This is a genomic window from Aeromonas sp. QDB34 (assembly GCF_027705405.1).
Lineage (GTDB): Bacteria > Pseudomonadota > Gammaproteobacteria > Enterobacterales > Aeromonadaceae > Aeromonas > Aeromonas hydrophila.
Genome location: NZ_JAPDBT010000002.1, coordinates 115,820 through 134,818, shown reverse-complemented (window position 1 = coordinate 134,818; position 18,999 = coordinate 115,820). Strand labels below are relative to the sequence as shown.

The 18,999-nt window shown below is 65.5% G+C and carries 13 protein-coding genes and 1 pseudogene; 5 read left to right on the top strand and 9 right to left on the bottom strand.

Features of this window, described 5'->3' with window-relative positions:
- Positions 1–66 precede the first annotated feature (66 nt).
- Positions 67–1,017, top strand: coding sequence for a CDF family Co(II)/Ni(II) efflux transporter DmeF (gene dmeF / locus OKC29_RS04480; protein ID WP_073348834.1), 951 nt, complete (start codon positions 67–69; stop codon positions 1,015–1,017).
- A gap of 63 nt (positions 1,018–1,080) precedes the next feature.
- On the opposite strand, the gene OKC29_RS04475 is transcribed toward dmeF, so the two are convergent.
- Positions 1,081–1,491, bottom strand: a complete 411-nt coding sequence (locus tag OKC29_RS04475) for a hypothetical protein (RefSeq protein WP_024944600.1) — start codon at positions 1,489–1,491, stop codon at positions 1,081–1,083.
- 281 nt (positions 1,492–1,772) lie between these two features.
- Between OKC29_RS04475 and pulA the strand changes: the two are divergent.
- Positions 1,773–5,796 (top strand): annotated as a pseudogene (gene pulA, locus OKC29_RS04470) (pullulanase-type alpha-1,6-glucosidase).
- Positions 5,797–5,988: 192 nt separating this feature from the next.
- Here pulA and OKC29_RS04465 read toward each other — a convergent pair.
- Entirely contained in the window at positions 5,989–8,403 is a 2,415-nt protein-coding gene (locus OKC29_RS04465; protein ID WP_162275601.1) for a zinc/cadmium/mercury/lead-transporting ATPase, read from the bottom strand.
- A 217-nt stretch (positions 8,404–8,620) separates the two neighbouring features.
- On the opposite strand from OKC29_RS04465, the gene tpx reads away from it, so the two are divergent.
- Complete coding sequence (gene tpx / locus OKC29_RS04460; protein WP_073348836.1) at positions 8,621–9,121, top strand: thiol peroxidase; 501 nt, start codon at positions 8,621–8,623, stop codon at positions 9,119–9,121.
- Positions 9,122–9,183: 62 nt separating this feature from the next.
- On the opposite strand, the gene OKC29_RS04455 is transcribed toward tpx, so the two are convergent.
- Positions 9,184–10,002: a transporter substrate-binding domain-containing protein gene (locus tag OKC29_RS04455; RefSeq protein ID WP_073348837.1), complete on the bottom strand. Its 819-nt coding sequence runs from the start codon at positions 10,000–10,002 to the stop codon at positions 9,184–9,186.
- A gap of 169 nt (positions 10,003–10,171) precedes the next feature.
- Between OKC29_RS04455 and OKC29_RS04450 the strand changes: the two genes are divergently transcribed.
- Both OKC29_RS04450 and OKC29_RS04445 read left to right on the top strand, forming a co-directional pair.
- Complete coding sequence (locus OKC29_RS04450; protein ID WP_073348838.1) at positions 10,172–11,392, top strand: DEAD/DEAH box helicase; 1,221 nt, start codon at positions 10,172–10,174, stop codon at positions 11,390–11,392.
- A gap of 196 nt (positions 11,393–11,588) precedes the next feature.
- Positions 11,589–13,070, top strand: coding sequence for an alkaline phosphatase D family protein (locus tag OKC29_RS04445; protein ID WP_073348839.1), 1,482 nt, complete (start codon positions 11,589–11,591; stop codon positions 13,068–13,070).
- A gap of 73 nt (positions 13,071–13,143) precedes the next feature.
- Here OKC29_RS04445 and OKC29_RS04440 read toward each other — a convergent pair whose 3' ends face one another.
- The 6 genes from OKC29_RS04440 to OKC29_RS04415 form a co-directional block, all read right to left on the bottom strand.
- On the bottom strand, positions 13,144–13,932 hold the full coding sequence (locus OKC29_RS04440) for a hypothetical protein (protein ID WP_073348840.1): 789 nt from the start codon (positions 13,930–13,932) through the stop codon (positions 13,144–13,146).
- A complete protein-coding gene (locus OKC29_RS04435; protein WP_123785059.1) occupies positions 13,929–15,245 on the bottom strand; it encodes a sphingomyelin phosphodiesterase in 1,317 nt (438 codons plus the stop codon). Before OKC29_RS04435 ends, OKC29_RS04440 begins: the two co-directional genes overlap by 4 nt.
- 207 nt (positions 15,246–15,452) lie before the next feature.
- Positions 15,453–17,012, bottom strand: coding sequence for a methyl-accepting chemotaxis protein (locus tag OKC29_RS04430; protein ID WP_041218181.1), 1,560 nt, complete (start codon positions 17,010–17,012; stop codon positions 15,453–15,455).
- A gap of 239 nt (positions 17,013–17,251) precedes the next feature.
- Positions 17,252–18,082 (bottom strand): CPBP family intramembrane glutamic endopeptidase, encoded by an 831-nt coding sequence (locus OKC29_RS04425; protein WP_073348841.1) that lies wholly within the window; start codon positions 18,080–18,082, stop codon positions 17,252–17,254.
- A 163-nt stretch (positions 18,083–18,245) separates the two neighbouring features.
- Positions 18,246–18,539 (bottom strand): hypothetical protein, encoded by a 294-nt coding sequence (locus OKC29_RS04420; RefSeq protein WP_016349397.1) that lies wholly within the window; start codon positions 18,537–18,539, stop codon positions 18,246–18,248.
- Positions 18,540–18,603: 64 nt separating this feature from the next.
- Complete coding sequence (locus OKC29_RS04415; protein WP_011704605.1) at positions 18,604–18,978, bottom strand: YacL family protein; 375 nt, start codon at positions 18,976–18,978, stop codon at positions 18,604–18,606.
- Positions 18,979–18,999 lie beyond the last annotated feature (21 nt).

Genomic DNA, 18,999 nt, shown 5'->3' with positions numbered 1-18,999 from the left:
ATCCTCTCGATCAATAAAACTATACTGGGGTATAGTATATTGCATTGTCGTCCTCAGGAGAAATCCATGTCATCCCTCGCCTCATCCCACTGCCACCAACCCGTCGTCCACGAAGGGAATCCGCTGGCCGAACAGAAGACCCGCTGGGCCGTGCTGCTGACCGTCATCATGATGGTGGCGGAGATCGGCGGCGGCTGGTTCTACAACTCCATGGCGCTGCTGGCCGACGGCTGGCACATGAGCTCCCACGCGCTGGCTCTCGGCCTGTCGGTGCTGGCCTACCGCGCCGCCCGCCACTTCGCCCGCGACCACAGATTCAGCTTCGGCACCTGGAAGATCGAGGTGCTGGGGGGCTTTACCAGCGCCCTCTTGCTGGTGGGGGTGGCCGGCATGATGCTGTTCGAGTCGGTTTTCCGGCTGCTGGATCCCAGCCCGATCCACTACCAGCAGGCCATCGTCATCGCCATCGTCGGCCTGCTGGTGAACCTGGCCTGCGCCTGGCTGCTCAAGGATGATCACGGCCATCACCATGGCCACGGTCACGACCACCATCATGATCATCACGACCATGCTCACCCGCACGATCATCACGGCCATCAGGATCTCAACCTGCGCGCCGCCTACATCCACGTGCTGGCGGATGCGGCCACCTCGGTGCTGGCCATTCTGGCGCTGGTGGGGGGCATGCTGTGGGGGGCCGACTGGCTGGATCCCCTGATGGGCATAGTGGGGGCCGGGCTGGTGGCTGTGTGGGCCTGGGGCCTGCTGCGCGACTCCGGCCGGGTGCTGCTGGATGCCGAGATGGACGCGCCGCTGGTGGCGGAGATCCGCGAGGTGATCGCCGAGTTGCCGGATGCCGAAGTGCGCGATCTGCACGTCTGGCGGGTGGGCCAGCAGCAGTATGCCTGCGTGCTCTCCCTGTTGATGGCGGCGCCGATCTCCGCCAGCGAGATCCGCGCCCGGCTCGCCATCCACGAGGAGCTGGTGCACGTCACCATAGAGGTGAGCGCCTCCTGATCCTGGCCGGTTGGCTGCACGCAACAGCAGGAAGGGGCCAAGGCCCCTTCCTGTTTTTCTGGCTCAGTGCGGCTGGCCCTGCACATCCTCCGGTTTGTGCTGCCAGATGGCGCCGAGCAGCAGCTTGAGCAGCAGCTCGGGCGGATTGTCCAGCAGCCGGCCCGACTCCAGCAGCAGGTGGCCGTCGGCCCGAAAGCCGAGGCTGGCGTGGATTGTGCCCTCCTCGCCGCACACCTGGATCAGCCCGCTCAAACTGCCGCGCTCCCCCGGCTGGCAGCGCAGCCGCAGCTCCCGCGGCTCCCCCAGCAGGGTGAAGGCTCGGGCGAGGGGCGGGGTATCCTCATAATCCGGCCAGTTGAAGAAGTGGTACTGCTCGGCGAGCGTCCCTGCCTGCTGACAAAATTGGTCAAACAGCTGGGCAATCTCTTGATACTCCAGGTCCAGCCGTCTGGCCTGCTCCTCAATCCGCTTCATCTGTCGTGGCTCCCTCTCTCTTGCCGTATCCACTTATCCATTTGATCGGAAATCAATTTTTCCAGACATCATGGCCCTGCCCGCAGGTATGTGCCGAATCGGGCGGCAGGTCTGTGAGCCCGATCCGATTTTCGTTATGAAAACGTTATCTTGTTGAAAGCGGTTAACTTTTTTGCCCCCCTGCTCACATTTGAAACGATTTCTGCTGATTAATATGGCACCGCTCGGCAATGACCGGGTACTCGGATATCGAGACTAACTACAGCGGGAATTATAAAAAAATGGATATGAAAAAGACCAAAGTGGCGCTGGTAACAGCCTCACTGCTCGCGCTTTTGTCCGGCTGCAATGACAACAGCTCCTCCCCCTCCACCCCTGAACCCACGGACGGCCCCGTCGCCCGTCTGCCCAATGTGCAACCCCCTGCCGAGCAACTGGTAGCCGGGCCCGATCAGGCGGTGATCGCCCTGGTGGATACCCAGACCAGTGCGGCCCGCGGGGTCACTGGCCCCTTCGCCAACTACAGCCTGCACCTGTGGAACAACGACGCCTGCAGCGCCACCGCCGAGAGCGGCCTCAACGCGGGCTGGGATGACAAGGTCAACACCCCGGCCGCGGCCGACGGTTTCGGCCCGAGCTGGGTGGTGCCTCTTAGCAAGCTGGAAGGCTGCATCAACTTCATCGCCCGCAACGGCGATCTGGCCAACCTGACCGGCAGCGACATGAAGGTGGTCTTCAGCGATCACCCGGACCGCACCGTGGCCATTGTCGCCGGCAAGAACGAGATCTTCGGCAGCCGCGCCGAGGCCTTCACCGCCGCCTTCGGCGTGGCGGGCGCCAGTGCCCACCTGATCGACGGCAACACCCTGATCTGGCAAGGGGGCAAGGACAAGCCCCATGTGCGCCTCTATTACACCGAGTCCGGCACCATCAAGGCCAACGCCGAAGGGGTGTTCGACTTCCCCTACATCACCCTTACCCCGACCAGCCTGACCGCCGAGCAGCAGGCCAAGTATCCGCATCTGAAGGATGCTGCCGCCTTCGCCCTGCCGGCTGGCAAGGACCTCAAGCCGCTGCTCAAGGGTGAGCTGGTGGCCATCGGCACCGATGCCGACGGCATTCTGCAGGGGGCGACCCTGGTGCAGAGCGCCGGTGCCCTCGATGCCCTCTACAGCGAAGCCGCCACCAAGCTGACTTATGGCGCCGTGGTCGAGGGGGGCAATGTCACCTTCCGGCTGTGGGCGCCGACCGCCAAGTCGGTCAAGCTGGCGCTGTTCGACGGCCAGCACAAGCCGCTCGGCGAGCGCAGAGGCCAGCGGCAGCTGGAGCGTGCAGGGCGGCAGCGAGCTGGTGGGCAAGTTCTACCGCTACGACATCCAGGTCTATCACCCGGTCAGCCGCAAGCTGGAATCCTATCAGGTGACCGACCCCTACTCCCTGAGCCTGGCGATGAACTCCGAGTTCAGCCAGGTGGTGGATCTCAACGATCCGGCTCTCAAGCCGGAAGGGTGGGACAGCCTCAAGGCGCCCCACAGCCAGCAGAACCCCGCCGACATCACCATCTATGAGGCCCATGTCCGCGATCTGACCGGCAACGACGACTCCACCCCGGCCGAGCACCGCGGCAAGTTCCTCGGCCTGACCGATACCGACACGGCGCCGGTCAAGCACCTGCAGGCACTGGCCAAGAGCGGCGTCAGCCACCTGCACCTGCTGCCGGTGTTCGACATCGCCACCGTCAACGAGGATCCGGCCAAGGTCGCCAACATCAGCGACGATTTTGGCAAGCTGTGCCAGGTCAACCCCGAGGTGCAGAACTCCAAGTTCGCCGGCTACTGCAGCAGCGGCCAGACCATCGAGGCCGTGCTCGGCGATCTGCAAGGGAGCGACAGCAAGGAGAACCCGCAGGTGCAGGAGCTCTACGGCTATCTGCGCGGCGTCGACTCCTTCAACTGGGGCTATGACCCTTACCACTACACCACCCCGGAAGGCTCCTACGCCACCAACGCCGAGGGCAGCCAGCGCATCCTGGAGTTCCGCGAAATGGTCAAGGCCATCAAGCAGAACATCGGCATGAACGTGGTGATGGACGTGGTCTACAACCACACCAACGAAGCGGGCCTGGGGCCCAAGTCGGTGCTCGACAAGATAGTGCCCTGGTACTATCAGCGCCTCAATCCGGAGACCGGCTCGGTTGAGAACTCCACCTGCTGCTCCAACACGGCGCCGGAACACGCCATGTTTGCCAAGCTGATGGATGACTCTCTGGTCACTTGGGCCCGCGACTACAAGATCGACGCCTTCCGCTTCGACCTGATGGGCCACCACCCGAAAGATCAGATGGTGCAGGCGCTGGCCGCGGTCAAGAAGGTCAACCCGGAGATGTACTTCTACGGCGAGGGCTGGAACTTCGGCGAGGTGCAGGATGACAAGCGCTTCGTGCAGGCGACCCAGAAACACCTGGCCGGTACCGGCATCGGCTCCTTCTCCGACCGGCTGCGGGATGCGGTGCGCGGTGGCAGTCCGTTCGACGGCGGCGATACCATTCGCAAGACCCAGGGCTTTGGCAACGGCGCCCTGGTGGATGCCAACGAGATGGACGGCGTCGATCGCGCCACTGCCCTGCATCAGGCCGATCTGGTGCGCCTCGGCATGGCCGGCAACCTCAAGGACTTCATCCTGACCGACAAAGACGGGATGCCGAAGAAGGGGTCCGACATCGACTACAACGGTCAACCGGCGGGCTATGCCCAGGATCCGACCGAAATCCAGAACTACGTCGACAAGCACGACAACCAGACCCTGTTCGACAACCTGATCTACAAGGCGCCGCAAGGGGCCGATCTGGTGCGGATGCAGGGGGTATCGCTCGCCACCGCCATGCTGGGGCAGGGCATTCCCTTCACCCATGCCGGTGTCGAGCTGCTGCGCTCCAAGTCCATGGAACGGGACAGCTACGACTCGGGTGACTGGTACAACCGGGTCGACTACACCCTGGCCGACAACAACTTCGACAAGGGGCTGCCGCGCAAGGACAAGGATGGCGACAACTATCCGCTGATCGAGAAAGTACTCGGCAAGCACGTCAAGCCGAGCGGTGCCGACATGGCGACCATGGTGGGCTTCTATCAGGAGCTGGCCGAGCTGCGTCAATCCTCCCGTCTGCTGCGTCTGGGCAGTGGCGCCGAGGTGATCAAGCGGGTCGACTTCCGCAATACCGGCCCGGATCAGGAACCCGGCCTCATCGTGATGACGGTGGATGACGGCATCAATGCGGGGGCGGATCTGGATCCGGCCATCGACGGTCTGGTGGTGATGATCAACGCCACCAATGCTCCCCAGAGCATCAGCGACTTCCGTGACGGCAACGATCAGCCCATCGACCTGAGCGGTTTGCAGCTGAGCCCGGCCCACCACGGCGGCGAGAGCATCGCCCGCGATGCGGTCGTCAATGGCGGTACCCTGACCCTGGGAGCCTGGTCGGCGGCGGTGTTCGTCAAGCCGCAGAGCGGTGCCCAGGGCAGCGGCCTGCCGGTCGGCAAGAAGACTGATCTGAGCACGGTACCGCCGTTCGGTGACACCGCCGTCTATCTGAAGGGGTTCCTCAATGAGTGGGGCAACACCAACCAGATGACCTTCAGCAGCAACTTCATGTACGAGTTCACCACCGAGGTGAGCAGCGACAAGCTGGGCACCACCAACGTCAAGATCGCGGATGCCAGCTGGGGTCCCCTCAACTACGGCAGCTGCAATGCGGGTGACAAGCTGGTGGTCGGCACCCCGTTGACCCTTTGCAAGGGTGGCGATACCGGCAACATCGGGCTCGATCTGGCCAAGGCGGGCAGCTACAAGTTCGTGTTTACCGCCATGAACAAGGACAAGCCCACCCTGAGCGTCAGCTTCACCGAGCCGGTGCAGAGCTGCAAGGTGCTGGACACGGTGGCGGGCAATCCGCTCGGCTACAACCTGTTCGTCAAGGGCGAGCTCTCCGGCTGGGCCGCTCAGCCCCAGTACCAGTTGAGCTACAAGGGGATGGACGGCGATCTGGCCATCTATCAGGCGGCCTTCAACTACACCGGCAGCACCGAGTTCAAGGTGGCCAACGAGGACTGGAGCAAGGAGTACCTGCTCAACGGTGGCGGCGCGGTGACGGCGGAGACGGGTTATGCCATCGGCTTCTCCCAGCCGGGCAGTGCCAACAACAGCATCACCTTGCCGCATGGGCTGTGGAGCGTGCTGGTGAAGGTTGACCCGGCCGGCACCAAGGCCGGTACCGCTGTGATCCAGGAGTGCAGCGCCAAGTAGTCATTCCCATCGAGCCCGGGGCTGGCTCGGCACCCCAGGGTTGAATTCCACCTCGCCAAGGGTGGGATAACTCCGAGAGAGTAAGCAAAGCGCGACTGCCGACCGGCAGCCGCGCTTTTTCTTTGCTCGTGGGCGAGGCAGTAAAAAGCCGCCCACTGGGGGCGGCTGTTGGTTGTGTCGTCAATGGCCGGCTTAGCGCTTGCGTAGCAGGCGCAGGGCGTTGGCGGTGACCAGCGCGGTGGCGCCGGTGTCGGCCAGCACCGCAATCCACAGGCCGGTGATGCCGAGCAGGCTGGTGACCAGGAAGATGGCCTTGAGCCCCAGCGCCAGCGCTATGTTCTGGTGGATGTTGGCCAGTGCCGCGCGGGAGAGCCGGATCATGGCGGCGACCCCGCCGAGCTGGTTGTGGGTCAGCGCCGCATCGGCGGTCTCCAGCGCCACGTCGGTGCCGCCCCCCATGGCGATGCCGATGCTGGCCCGCTTCATGGCCGGGGCGTCGTTGATGCCGTCGCCGATCATCGCGACCTTTTGCGTCAGACCGAGCTTGGCGATTTCATCGACCTTGCCCTCCGGCAGCAGGCCGGCACGCCAGCCCATGCCGAGCTCACCGGCGATGGCCTCGGCGGCGCGGGGGTTGTCGCCGGTCAGCATGATGCTCTGCAGGCCGAGCTGGTTGAGCTCTTGCAGCGCCGCAGCCGCTTCTGGCCGGATCTGGTCGCGCAGGGCCAGCAGGGCGGCCGGGGCGGCGTCAGGCTGACCGAGCACCACCACCGTCTTGCCTTGCTGCTCCAGGGTGGCGACCCGGGCCTGCATCGCGGCATCCAGGGTGGCGACCCGGCTTGGTGCCAGCAGTTGCCAGAGGGTGCCGTCGATGCGACCTTCCACGCCCATGCCGGGCAGGGCGCGCAGCGCCTGGGCCGCGGCGAGGCTGAGGCCCCGTTCGCTGGCCGCCGTCACCACGGCGCGGGCCAGCGGGTGGTGGGAGCCCTGCTCGATGGCCGCCGCCAGTGCCAGCAGTTCGGCCTCAGGCTGGCCATTGAGGCTCACCAGTTCGGTCAGCTGCGGCTTGCCCAGAGTCAGGGTGCCGGTTTTGTCAAAGGCCACGGTATCGATGTGGGCGAGGCGCTCCAGCGCGGCGCCTCCCTTGATGAGGGCCCCCTGCCGGGTGGCTGCCGCCAGCGCCGAGGTGACCGCCGCCGGGGTGGAGATGACCAGGGCGCAGGGGCAACCGATCAGCAGCAGCGCCAGCCCGCGGTAGACCCACTCGTCCCAGCTCTGGCCGAAGGCAAGCGGCGGTACCAGCACCACCAGCAGGGCAACCAGCATCATGGCCGGGGTATACCAGCGGCTGAAGCGGTCGATGAAGCGCTCGATGGGAGCGCGCTGGGTCTCGGCCTCCTCAATGAGATGCAGGATGCGGTCGATGGCGTTGTTGCCGGGTTCGGACACCACCTCGAGGCGCAGCACCCGATCCGCAGCCAGGCTGCCGGCGGGCACCTTGTCACCCTGACGGCGCTCCACCGGGATCGATTCGCCGGTCAGGGCGCTCTCGTCAAAGGCGCCGAGGGCGTCGAGCAGGCGGGCATCGGCGGCCAGGCGGGCACCCGGGGCGATTTCGATGATGTCGCCGGGGCGCAGCTGGTCTGCCGCCACCTCTTCCCGCACCTCGCCCTCGGCAGTGGTACGGATGCGCAGCGCCTTGTCGGGCACCAGTGCCATCAGGGCGGTGACCCCGGCGCGGGCGCGGCCGGCGGCGTAGGCCTCCAGATGTTCGCCCAGCATGAACAGCAGCAGCACCATGGCCGCTTCAGCGGTTTCGCCGAGGAACAGGGCCCCTACGGCGGCGACCGTCATCAGGGTCTCGATGGCGAAGGGGGAGCCGCTCTTGGTCAGCGCCCACGCCTTGCGGGAGATGGGCCACAGCCCCCAGAGGGTGGCCAGGGTAAACAGCGGCTGACCGATCTGGCTCGGCAGCAGGGCCGCCACCAGCATCAGGCTGGCCAGCGACAGCGGCTGCCAATACTTGGCGAGCAGGGTCTGCAGCGGGCCGCGTTCGCGGCCAGGCTCCTGCTTGCCGCTGCGCTCGCCCTTGAGCTGGAAGCCGGCGGCCAGCACGGCGGCGGTAACGGGATCGGGGGAGAGGCCGGGGGCCAGATCCACCACCAGCTTCTCGGTGGCAAACAGCACGCGGGCCTGTTGCACGCCGCTCACCCGGCTGACGGCGGTCTCTATCTTGCGGGCGCAGCTGGGGCAGTCCATCCCCAGCACCTGCCAGCTGTGGCGGCGGCTGTTCTGCTCGGGGGCGTCCAGCGGAGGTTCTGCCGCGACGGCATGCTCATGGTGGTCGTGCTCCCCGTCATGGGCATGATTATGGGCGGGCGGCGGAGTGGCGCAACAACCCCCTCTGGGGGGCTCTTCCCCTTCGGGAGCGTCGCTGGCGGCATGATCCTGATGATCATGGGGGGCCTGACTCGCGCAGCAGCTGACCGGTGCGGCCTGGTCGCAGCAGTGGCTGTCGTGCTGGTGCTCGGCCTGGGGCGCCGCGGTCTTGCTGACGGCCTTGATGGGGGCGGCGGCGTGTTGATGGCTGCAGCAGGATTTGCTCATGATGAGTCCCTCTTGGATGGATCCCGCCGGTGCGAGATCTTCGATAACTGAGCCGAGTGTAAACCTTGGTGTTAAGTCCAAGGTCAAGCCCCTTTCTCCCGCTCCTCGCAACAGGCTGCCGGCAGAGGCGATATCCCTGTGGTTGGCGGGTGTTTGTCCCCGCCCGGCAGGCCTATACTGGAGGGCCTGATCCTCCCTCGATAATCAAGGACATAACATGAGCAATTCCGTTACCCTGCAAGGCAACCCCGTCTCCGTCGCCGGTCACTTCCCGGTTGCCGGCGAGCAGGCCAAGCCGTTCTCCCTGGTGGCCAAGGATCTCTCCGATCTGACCCTGGCGAGCTTCGCCGGCCAGCGCAAGATCCTGAACATCTTCCCGAGCGTCGATACCCCGACCTGCGCCACTTCCGTGCGCAAGTTCAACGAGCAGGCCAGCGCGCTGAACAACGCAGTGGTGCTGTGCATCTCCGCCGACCTGCCGTTCGCCCAGTCCCGCTTCTGCGGCGCCGAAGGGCTGGACAAGGTAGTAACCCTCTCCACCCTGCGTGGTGCCGCCTTCCTGCAGGACTACGGTGTGGCCTTCTCCTCCGGCCCGCTGGTGGGTCTGGCTGCCCGTGCCATCGTGGTGCTGGATGAAGAGAACAAGGTGCTGCACAGCGAGCTGGTGGCCGAAGTCGCCGACGAGCCGAACTACGCCGCCGCCCTGGCCGCACTGTAAGCAGGCAGGCTGACAACAATCCCGCCGGGGCATGGCCCCGGCGGGATTTTTTTATGGAACAGTCAGGGGGCTTTGGTCACGTCTTTGGCGGGTAGTGGCTCCGGGTGGGGTTGCCACTCGACATAGGGGCGGTGCAGCCTTGAGTAGATCTCTGCCAGTTTGCCGGAGGCGGCGAGCCGGTCGATCGCCTCGCCGAGGAAACGATCCGTTTCATCCCCGGCAGGCCCCTTGGCGATGATGAAGACATCCTCGAAATCCCCCTGGTGTTCCCGGTGAATGTTGGTCAGCTTGAGCTGGCGCAGCATCAGGTCGGCCTCCTCCTGGGCCCAGATGAAGGCGTCGATGCGCCCGCGCGAGAGCTTGCGCAGGGACTGCTCTATGCTCATCGACCGTTGCAGCGGAATGGGCAGAAAGCCGGGGGTCGCCTCGATCAGCAGATCCCGCTTGGTGGGCACTATGCCATAGGCCATGTCGGGGGTGATGAGGTGGTCGGTATTGCTGTAGAGCACGTGGGTGACCTTGCCGAAGCTGCGGGTGCTGAAGCGATAGGGCAGCAGGTCGGCATTCTGCAGATTGCGGATGGCGGGCAGGCTGAAATCGGCGGTGCCAGCGATCACCCCGGCCATGGCCCGGGCGAGGGGATAGATGGTGATCCGGATGCTCACCTCGGGGTAGAGCTCATCGATGGCGCGCACTAGGTCGACGAAGGGGCCGGTCTTGTCGGCGTTGATGAGCCCCGGCAGCTCGCCGAGGTGGGCGTTGAGGATGCGTACCGGTTTGGCGGCGGGAGCGGCAGCCGTGTCGGCGCGAGAGAGGCTGAGGCTGGTCAGCCCCGCCAGGCAAAGCAGCAACAACAGCAGCAGAGAGGGATGTCTGGTCATGGTCTGGTCACGTCCCCGGGGGAGGTTCCCTGAAGTGTAGTCAGGCCCGCTTTGCGCATGGCGGGCCGGGTGCGGGCCGCTGGCCGTGATGGATGGGATTTTACTTATGGTCGGCCGCTCACTAGACTTCGCCCCCACCTCCCTATTCTGTCGATAGCTGCGTAGCCCCATGACTTTTGATGAACTTGCCCTCGTCCCCGCCCTGCTGGCGACCCTGCCCGCCGACCTCAAGTGCCCGACCCGGGTGCAGCAACTGGCCATTCCCGCCGCGCTGGCGGGTCGGGATCTGCTGGCACTGGCCCGCACCGGCAGCGGCAAGACCCTGGCATTCGGCCTGCCGCTGCTGCAGCGCCTCGATCCGGCCAGCGATCGGGTGCAGGGGCTGGTGCTGGTGCCGACCCGCGAGCTGGCTGTGCAGGTGAGCGAGGCGTTGCAGGGGCCGGCCGCCGGGCTGGGTCTGCGGCTGGTGACCCTGTGCGGCGGGGTAGCGCAGGAGCTGCAACAGGCCGAACTGGCACTGGGGCCGCAACTGCTGGTGGCGACCCCGGGGCGGCTGCGGGATCTGCTGGCCCAGCAACTGCTGGGACTGAGCCAGCTGCGCCATCTGGTGCTGGACGAGGCGGATCGGCTGCTGGAGATGGGCTTCTGGCCCGACATCCAGTGGCTGCTGAATGCCATGCCGGTCGAGCGTCAGACCCTGCTGTTCTCGGCCACCCTGCCGGCCGAGCTGGATGCGCTGGCGACCGGTCTGCTGACCGAGCCGGTGCGGGTGGAGGCGGATCCCCGCAACAGCGTGGCCGACGACATCGAGGAGCGCCTCTATCTGGTCAACAAGAGCAGCAAGGTGCCGGCGCTCATCAGCCTGCTCAAGGCCCACGAGTGGCCGCAGGTGCTGGTCTTCATCAGCGCACGGGACGACGCAGACGGGGTGGCCCGCAAGCTGGCCAAGGCGGGCATTGCGGTGGCGGCGCTGCACGGCGAGAAGGAGCAGGCGGTACGCGAGCAGGCGCTCGGCGACTTCAAGGCGGGCAAGGTACAGGTGCTGGTGGCCACCGACCTGATGGCGCGCGGCATTCACGTGGAGGCGCTGCCGCTGGTGATCAACCTGGACCTGCCCGCCAGCGCCCCCGTCTACGTGCACCGCATCGGCCGTACCGCCCGGGCCGGACGCAGCGGGCTTGCCATCTCGCTCACCTGCCATGGCGAGGCCGATACCCTGGCGGCGATCCGCACCCTCACCGGCCGCGAGCTGCCGCTGGCGGAGCTCGCCGGCTTCCCGGTCACCGATCAGCCAGCCAGCGGGGAGGGCAAGCGCGCCCCCCGTGACAAGCAGGCCAATCGTCGTACCCAGGCCAAACGCAGCGCCAAACAGTTCAAGAGCAAGAGCTGAGGTCATTGCTGCCGCCTTGCTCCGTTTCGCGACAAACAAGGTGATCACAACGCCGCACCCAGGCCAAGCGCAGCGCCAAACAGTTCAAGAGCAAGGGCTAGGACAAGCCTGACCAAAGATGGACTGCCCGCTTGGGCAGTACCAAAGGACGCCCGTTTCACTATGCTCCATGGGTTCAACCACGGAGGGATAGGCAATGGCGAGTCTGGTGATGGGGCCCCTGCTGGGGCTCGAAGCGGAGACGCAATACAGCATCTGTTTTTTGGCGGGGCCTGACTGCAAGGGCGCCGGGGTCAGGATCAACGGCAGCCTGCTGGCCGCCGGCAAGCAGGCGGATACCCCCAGGGGCGGCTTCTGGCGGGTCAGCTGGACGGCGACTCCAGCCGAGGCGGGTTCGAGCGTGGAGTACCAGATCCTGCTGGATGGGGAGCCCGCCCGGGATCTGGCCGGTGAGGATCGCTGGCAGTTTCATCTGCCTGGGTCGGCGGAGCGGGTGCGCATCGGGTACGCCTCCTGCAACGGTTTTTCCGACTTCAAGCTGCTTACCTCCACCCCGCAGCCCTATGTGATGTGGGACAAGCTGGCCGCCGAGCACGCTACGCACCCCTTCTCGCTGCTGCTGATGGGGGGCGATCAGGTCTATGCCGACTCCCTCTGGACCACGGTGCCCAGCCTCAAGGCCTGGAACGAGCTGGACATGGCGGAGAAGGTCAAACGCAAGGCCACTCGCACCATGGAGGAGCAGCTCGATCGCTTCTACTGCGATCTCTACTGCAAACAGTGGGGGCGGCCCGAGGTGGCGCGCCTGCTGGCCCGGATCCCGAGCGCCATGATGTGGGACGACCACGACATCTTCGATGGCTGGGGCAGCTATCCCGAGTCGCCAGACAATCTGCAGGGCTGCGACGTCTATAAGGCTATCTATGCCGCAGCGTCCCGCTATTTCCGGCTGTTCCAGCTGCGCTCCGTTGCCAACGTCTCCCTGCTGGACCCGGTCAAGCTGGGCCACAACTCCTGGCGGCTGAGTTTTCGGGGCTACCAGATCCTGGCGCTGGACAACCGGGCCAACCGGACCCGCGCCCAGGTGATGAGCCCGTCCCAGTGGGATCAGATCAACGACGCGCTGGCCGCCTGCGACGCGGGCCACCTGCTGGTGTTGGCGGGGGTGCCCGTGGTCTATCGCGACTTCTCCTTCACCGAGGCGGCGCTGGATGCCACCCCCTGGGAGGAGGAGCTGACCGACGATCTCAAGGATCACTGGCGGGCCAAGGATCATCAGGGGGAGCGGGCCCGGCTCATCATGCGGCTGCTGGACAATGCCAAGAGCCGGCGTGGCTGCAAGACCCTGATCCTCTCCGGCGACGTGCACGTGGGCTGCCTTGGCGTCATTCAGGACAAGCGTGAAGGGGTCACCAATGTGCACCAGCTGGTCTCCTCCGGTATCGTCCACCCCTGTCCCACCCAGTTCCAGTGGATGGGGATCCTCGCCATGACCAACGACGATGCCGAATACCTCGACGAGAACCGGCTGATCCGCGCCGAGCTTATCAAGCCGTTCGGCGCTCCTGTTTACCTGCGTACCCGCAACTTCGCCACCCTGCTGATGGGCACCGACAACAAGCTGTGGGCCAACTGGCATTGTGAGAACGGGCTGGCGGCCAGTTACCCGCTGGCCTGATGGCGGGAAAATGCGAAGGGCCCTGACGGGCCCTTTTTCTTGTCGGGGTCAGATACCCTAGGCCGTTGTCTGTTCAGGGCTGATCCGGCGTCTGGGCGAAGAAGTCGCGCCGAAACTGGCCGAGTACCGCCTCCCTGTGCTGTTGCCAGCTTGCCTCGTCCATGTTGCCTCGGCTGGCCGCCAACTGCTGCTCCAGCTCGGTCAGCTGCTGCTGGTAGTGGCTGCGCTGTGTCAGCTGCTGCTGTCGGCTGGCGGCAAACTGCACGGTCGCTTCGGCCTGCCCGGCCGGCAGGAAGTGGCGGGCCAGGGTCGTCAGCTCCTCGTCCCCCCACAGCTGGCGCGCCTGCTGCAAGCGGGCAGCCGGGTTGAACAGCTCAGCCGCCAGATCCGGATGATCCGCCGCCCACTCATCCTGCAAGCGGGTGAGGGCCGCCAGTCGCTCGGCCAGCGGCAGCTGCTCGTGCTCCTGCGCCAGCTGCTCTAGTGCCAGGGCGTAGCGCCCCTGCAGCCGAAACAGGCTCTCCCCCTCGCTCAGCCATTGGGCCTCTATCGCTTCCAGATTGGCCAGCCGCTCGGCGAGCGGCTGCTCGCTGTCGCTCACCTCGCTGGCGAGCTGCCGGTTCATCTCGTCCGGCAAGTCGCGCCAGCTGGCAGGCGCAGGCGCTGGGCCGGCTGGCACGGCGGTGGCGGCAAGCGGGCCGCTAGCGGGGGGCAATGGCGGCTGTGTCTGCGGAGACGCTGCGGTGGCTGGCTGAGCGAGCTGGCCGGTGTGTGCCGGCCGCGTTGGCGCCTCCTGCCAACCGAGGTTGAGCAGCAACAAAGCCAGCACCGCCAGTGCCAGCAAGCCGTAGCGGCGCTTCATCGGCTGATCTCTCCCTTGACCGGGAAGTGATCGGAGAGGTTGCTGGCGGGCCAGAGGCTGCCATCGCTGCTGCGCGGGATCCAGACGCTGTTGAGGTTGTGGCGCACTGCGCCGTATTCCCGGCTCACCACCAGATAGTCGAGGTACTCCACGTTGGCACCGCCGGAGAGCGGACCGCCGGCATAGGGGTTGATCCTGGGATCGAAGGTGGCCTCGGTGTAGCCGCCGTAGGCCGGCTCGTCGGCGTTGAGGTTGGCCAGCATGCCGGCGTAGTCGTCGGCAAACTTGCGCTTGTTGACGTTGAAGTCACCGCCGTAGATGACGGTGTCGCTGGCGGGGATCTTCAGGCTGGCGGCCAGGGTGCGGATCTGGCCGAACTGGATCTGGCGCAGCTGGCGCGCCTCGTCGGTGTCGAAGCTGGCGGTGTGGGTGGCAAACAGGTGCCAGGCCTTGCCCCCCTTGATCACCTCCGCATACATCACCCCCTTGTCGGCGAAGCAGTCGGTACCGGTGCACTGGGGATAGACCAGCTGGGCCTCGCGCACTATGGGATAGCGGCTGACGATCACCACGCCGCCGTCATGGATGTTGACCCCCGGTTTGTCGAGCACCCTGGTTTGGTACGGGTACTCCTTGGCCAGCGCCTGCAGGAAGCCCTCGCGCCGGCCATCGAACACCTCCTGCAACAGCAGGGCGTCATAGCCCTTGAGGTGCTCTGGCAGCAACGTCAGCCGCTCGCCGATGCTGGAGGCGATCACCGGCAGCGCCCAGACGTTGTAGCTGGCCACCTTCAACCTGGCTTCGTCAGCGTCGGGCTGTTCCACCTGCCTGGGTGGGGTCAGCATGTAGTGGAGATCGTCGTAGCGGCCGGTGAACTTGGCGGCAAAGGCCAGCTCCTGCGGCCCGCTCAGGCGGTGGATGGCGCGATCGCTCTGCCAGCCGGAGTTGTCTGCCGGCGTCTCGCCGCCGTGTTGCAGGGTGCTGTTCCACCAGGTGCCCTCCATCTTCTGGTTGAGGCGATAGGTGTCACCGCCGGGGGTGGTGACCCGGGTTTCGAACAGATAGCTCTTGCCCGCCTTCACCCCCTCGTAGCGGTTGAAGCTGAGCACCATGGCGCTCTCCCAGGGACCCAGCTCGGTTCTGTGCTGAAGCCACTGGCTGCCGGCCTGCAGCTGGCCGGAGCCGCTCTGGCGGATCTCCAGCTGGACCGGATCCGGGCTGTTGTTGGTGAGGTAGACATCGGTGTCGGCCAGCGCCTGCAGCGGAAACTGGCTGGCCAGCAGCAGGGCGGCATAACTGAGGGGTTTGTGCATCATGAAGTCCTTCTGGTCGAGGCACGCTGGAAAGTGACTGTTATGGCGGGCACAGAGGTCATTTCATTTACATTTTTGTTACAAATAAATGAAAGGCCCCATATGGGGAGGTGTTAACCCATGAGGTTGGCAGCTGCCAAAGGGATGGGGGAGGTCAGGCGAGCGAGGTGAAGCGGGCGTGCCGGGCGGCACGCCCCTGCAAGGCGGTCAGTGCTGGAACTGGTTGATCAGGCGGGAGAGGGCATGCAGCCGCTCCACCAGCAGGGTGATGCCGTCGAGGGCCTGGCGGCTATTGTCGGCGGTGTGGCTGGCCAGCTGGTGGATCTGGTGGATGCCCTTGTCCAGGGTGCTGGTGACATCCGCCTGCTGGCTGACGGCCTGGGCAATCTCGTCGCTGGTATGGGTGACCCGGGCCAGCATGCGGTTGATCTGGTTGAGTACCTCGGCGGTGGTCCCCACGTGCTGCTGGCAGCGGTCCGAGGTCTGGGCGCCCTGGCTCATGCCGTCGGCCAGCTGACGGGTCGTCTGCTGCAGTGCCTGGATCATCTCGTTGATCTCGCCGGTGGAGCTGCGGGTCTTCTGGGCCAGCGCCCGGATCTCGTCGGCCACCACCGCAAAGCCGCGTCCCTGTTCGCCGGCCCGCGCCGCCTCGATGGCTGCGTTGAGGGAGAGCAGGTTGGTCTGATCGGCGATCTGGCTGATCACCTCCAGGATCCCGCTGATCTTCTGGCTGTCGCCGGTCAGCCGGGCCAGCACGGCGTGGTTGGCATCGAGCTCGTGATGGAGCTGATCGACCGAAGACTGGGTGGTGGCCAGCGCCCGCAACCCCTCGGCGGAGACCTGCTGCACCTCGCCCACCAGTTCGCTGGCCTGATGGGCGTTGCTCGCCACGTCGCGAATGGAGTGGCTGAGCTCGGTGATGGCGGCGGCCAGCTGCTCGCTCTGGGCCCGCTGCTGCTGCAGGTGGATGTCGATGGTCTGGATATTGCCCCTGTCGTCCTCGGCGGCCTGCAGGATCTGCTGGTTGGTGTCGGCGCTGCGCCCCACCACCGCCTTGAGCTCGGCCCGCTTCATGCGAAGCGCCAGCTCCAGGGCCGCCAGGGTGTCCCGCCGCCTGGTGTAGAGCACCTGGCAAAGCGGGGTGCCCATCTCCTCGCCGGCCGTATGGGCCAGCCGGTTGAGCCGCTGCTGCAGGCGCCAGCCGTGCAGCATCTGGGCCAGCAGGGCCAGTGCGCCTGGCGCCCCCCACAGCGGATTGCCGCTGATGATGGCCGCCAGCAGGGTGAGCAGGGCGCCGCCCGACAGCAGCAGGGTGAGCAGACCGGGTTCGAGGGCGAGCCGACTCAACCAGGGCAGCGCCTTGCCGGCCCGGATGCGGGCGTAGAGCTGCTCCGCCCAGGCGATGTCGTGCTCGCTGGGGCGGGTGCGCACCGACTGGTACTCGATGATCTGTCGCTGCTCGTTGAGGATGGGGGTGACATAGGCGTTGACCCAGTAGAACTTGCCGCTCTTGGCGCGGTTCTTCACCAGCCCCATCCAGCTTTTGCCCTGGCGCAGTCGCTGCCACATGTCGGCGAAGGCGGCCTTGGGCATGTCGGGGTGGCGTACCAGATTGTGGGGTACCCCCTCCATTTCGGCGGGGTGATAACCGGCCACGTCACAGAAGTGCTGGTTGGCGTAGGTGATGTGGCTGGCGGGGTCGGTCGTCGAGATCAGTGACAGGTGGTCGGGGAAACGTATCTCCCCCTCCCGTTGGGTTGTGGTCATGAGTGCATCCTGATTGAGTCAAGTAACTGATAGATTTGTTTTTATTTTTTGTGATTGTTACCGGCCCATTCTAGGGGGCAGCAAGCGCGCTATCTTGGCTTGGGTCAATTAATCGCCACTCTCGCTTAGCTAAATAGTGCAAATGAAAGGTGCATCTGTGCAGGCGGATGGCAAAGGAGTGGGCGGCGTGCGCCAAGGGGGAGCAGAGGTTGCAGGCGCCCCGCAGGGGGCGCCCGGGATCAGCGGCTGGCCAGCGGGTAGGTAAAGAGGGCCAGGTGGGCGAAGTTGAACAGGAAGTGGATCGCGATGGCGACGCCGAGGCGCCCGCTCAGCAGGAAGGCCAGGCCATAGCAGGCCCCCGCCAGCGCGGCGAACAGCACCAGCAGCGGGCCGCCGGCCAGGTGGGCGGCGCCGAACAGCAGACTGGCCACCAGCACCCCAAGCCAGCGCCGGCTGTGTGCGGCGATCCCCTGCTGCAGGAAGCCGCGAAACAGCGCCTCTTCCGCCACGCAGGTGAACAGCAGGTTGTTGATGACAAACAGCCACCACCAGCCGGGCAGGCCCACCTCGGGCTTGAGGGCCCCCAGCTGCCAGGCGGCGATCAGCAGGGCCGCCAGCGGCAACAGCAGCAGTGCCAGCCTGCGCCACTGAATGGCACCGCCCGGGCCCAGCAAGGCGGGCCAGGCCAGCAGCAGACCAAAGAAGACCAGCGGCTTGTCCAGGTTGAGGTACATGTTGAACGGCACGCTGGCGGGGCCGGCCTGCACCTGGTCCAGCACCTTCAGGTTGGTGAAGCCGGGGATGAGGTGCAGCATCAGCGCCACCGCCCACAGCAGCACGGCGCCCAGGGCGACGGCGCGCCAGGGCTGGGGCAGGGAGGGGGTGCGCCAGGCCAGCAGCAGGCCCGCCGCGCTGGCAAGCAGGGCGACTGGGTTCAGGTGGCCGAGGCCGAGAGCCGCCAGCAGGGCGACGGCCAGCATGATGAAGCCGGGCAGTCGTTGCCGGGCCAGACAGAGCAAGACGGCCAGCGCCAGTGCTCCCCAGATGAGTGAATCAGGTAGAGGTAACATTGAGTCTCCAAGGCCGATGAAAGTCCCGCACCTTAACAATGGGACATCCCATGAGACAAGGCTTAATAAGCTGGTCGGATCCCGTGTTCGGCTGGCTGCCAGGGCGCGCGGCCATAAAAAAACCGGAGCTGGGCTCCGGTTTTGGCAAGGGTGACAAGGCGTCTCAGCGGCCGGATTCGGCGATCACCCGGGCAATGATGTCGGCACGCTTGCTGGCTTCCAGCTCGCCCAGGGCAATGAGGCCAGCCTTGAAGATCACGTTCTTCGGCAGGCTGACGTCGTCCAGAGTGGCGATGGCTTCGACGTGCATACCGTTCAGACGGCTGGCATCGCGCGGGCTCAGGTTGACCTGGGTGTTCAGCACCTGCTTGCCTTTCTTCTTGGCAGGGGCGGCTTTTTTCGGTTGTTCCTGCTCGTCTTCTTCCGGCAGTTCGTCATCAAAATCGTAAATAGACATAGTCAATCCTGTTGGTTAGGCAATGGGGCATGGTTGCCCGATGTCGTTTTTTCAGAGGGGTCGTTCAGCCCATATCCTCGTTGCGGATAAAGGCGCGCCAGGAGCCGAGCACCTGGGCAAAATCTTCCAGCCCGCACATGGCCAGCTGTTCATCATCGTAGTAGGCGAGATCGTCGAGATCCTCATCCTGCTCGATATTGAGGACGTTGGCTTTCACCTCGGCTTCCTCGTGGGTCAGCAGCAGGGAGTAGTCGCCGCCCAGCAGCCGGTATTCGACGCGAGTCCGGCTGGAGAGCTGATCGATGATGGCGAACAGCTCGTCGAGTTTTTCCTCGTCCTTGCCCACTTCGTCGATCAGCCACTGGCCGATGGCCTCATGGCCCATGGAGAACCGGGCGCGATAACCGCCGAACGGATCGCGGCGAAATTCATAATCCATAGTTCAGTCCATAGCGGAAGG

Bases quoted from the DNA above. Each gene is read 5' to 3' on its own strand.
- OKC29_RS04455 (WP_073348837.1), bottom strand. From the start codon at position 10,002: ATGACCAGACATCCCTCTCTGCTGCTGTTGTTGCTGCTTTGCCTGGCG.
- OKC29_RS04425 (WP_073348841.1), bottom strand. From the start codon at position 18,082: ATGTTACCTCTACCTGATTCACTCATCTGGGGAGCACTGGCGCTGGCC.
- OKC29_RS04415 (WP_011704605.1), bottom strand. From the start codon at position 18,978: ATGGATTATGAATTTCGCCGCGATCCGTTCGGCGGTTATCGCGCCCGG.
- OKC29_RS04445 (WP_073348839.1), top strand. From the start codon at position 11,589: ATGGCGAGTCTGGTGATGGGGCCCCTGCTGGGGCTCGAAGCGGAGACG.
- OKC29_RS04420 (WP_016349397.1), bottom strand. From the start codon at position 18,539: ATGTCTATTTACGATTTTGATGACGAACTGCCGGAAGAAGACGAGCAG.
- dmeF (WP_073348834.1), top strand. From the start codon at position 67: ATGTCATCCCTCGCCTCATCCCACTGCCACCAACCCGTCGTCCACGAA.
- OKC29_RS04430 (WP_041218181.1), bottom strand. From the start codon at position 17,012: ATGACCACAACCCAACGGGAGGGGGAGATACGTTTCCCCGACCACCTG.
- OKC29_RS04435 (WP_123785059.1), bottom strand. From the start codon at position 15,245: ATGCACAAACCCCTCAGTTATGCCGCCCTGCTGCTGGCCAGCCAGTTT.
- tpx (WP_073348836.1), top strand. From the start codon at position 8,621: ATGAGCAATTCCGTTACCCTGCAAGGCAACCCCGTCTCCGTCGCCGGT.
- OKC29_RS04465 (WP_162275601.1), bottom strand. From the start codon at position 8,403: ATGAGCAAATCCTGCTGCAGCCATCAACACGCCGCCGCCCCCATCAAG.
- OKC29_RS04475 (WP_024944600.1), bottom strand. From the start codon at position 1,491: ATGAAGCGGATTGAGGAGCAGGCCAGACGGCTGGACCTGGAGTATCAA.
- OKC29_RS04440 (WP_073348840.1), bottom strand. From the start codon at position 13,932: ATGAAGCGCCGCTACGGCTTGCTGGCACTGGCGGTGCTGGCTTTGTTG.
- OKC29_RS04450 (WP_073348838.1), top strand. From the start codon at position 10,172: ATGACTTTTGATGAACTTGCCCTCGTCCCCGCCCTGCTGGCGACCCTG.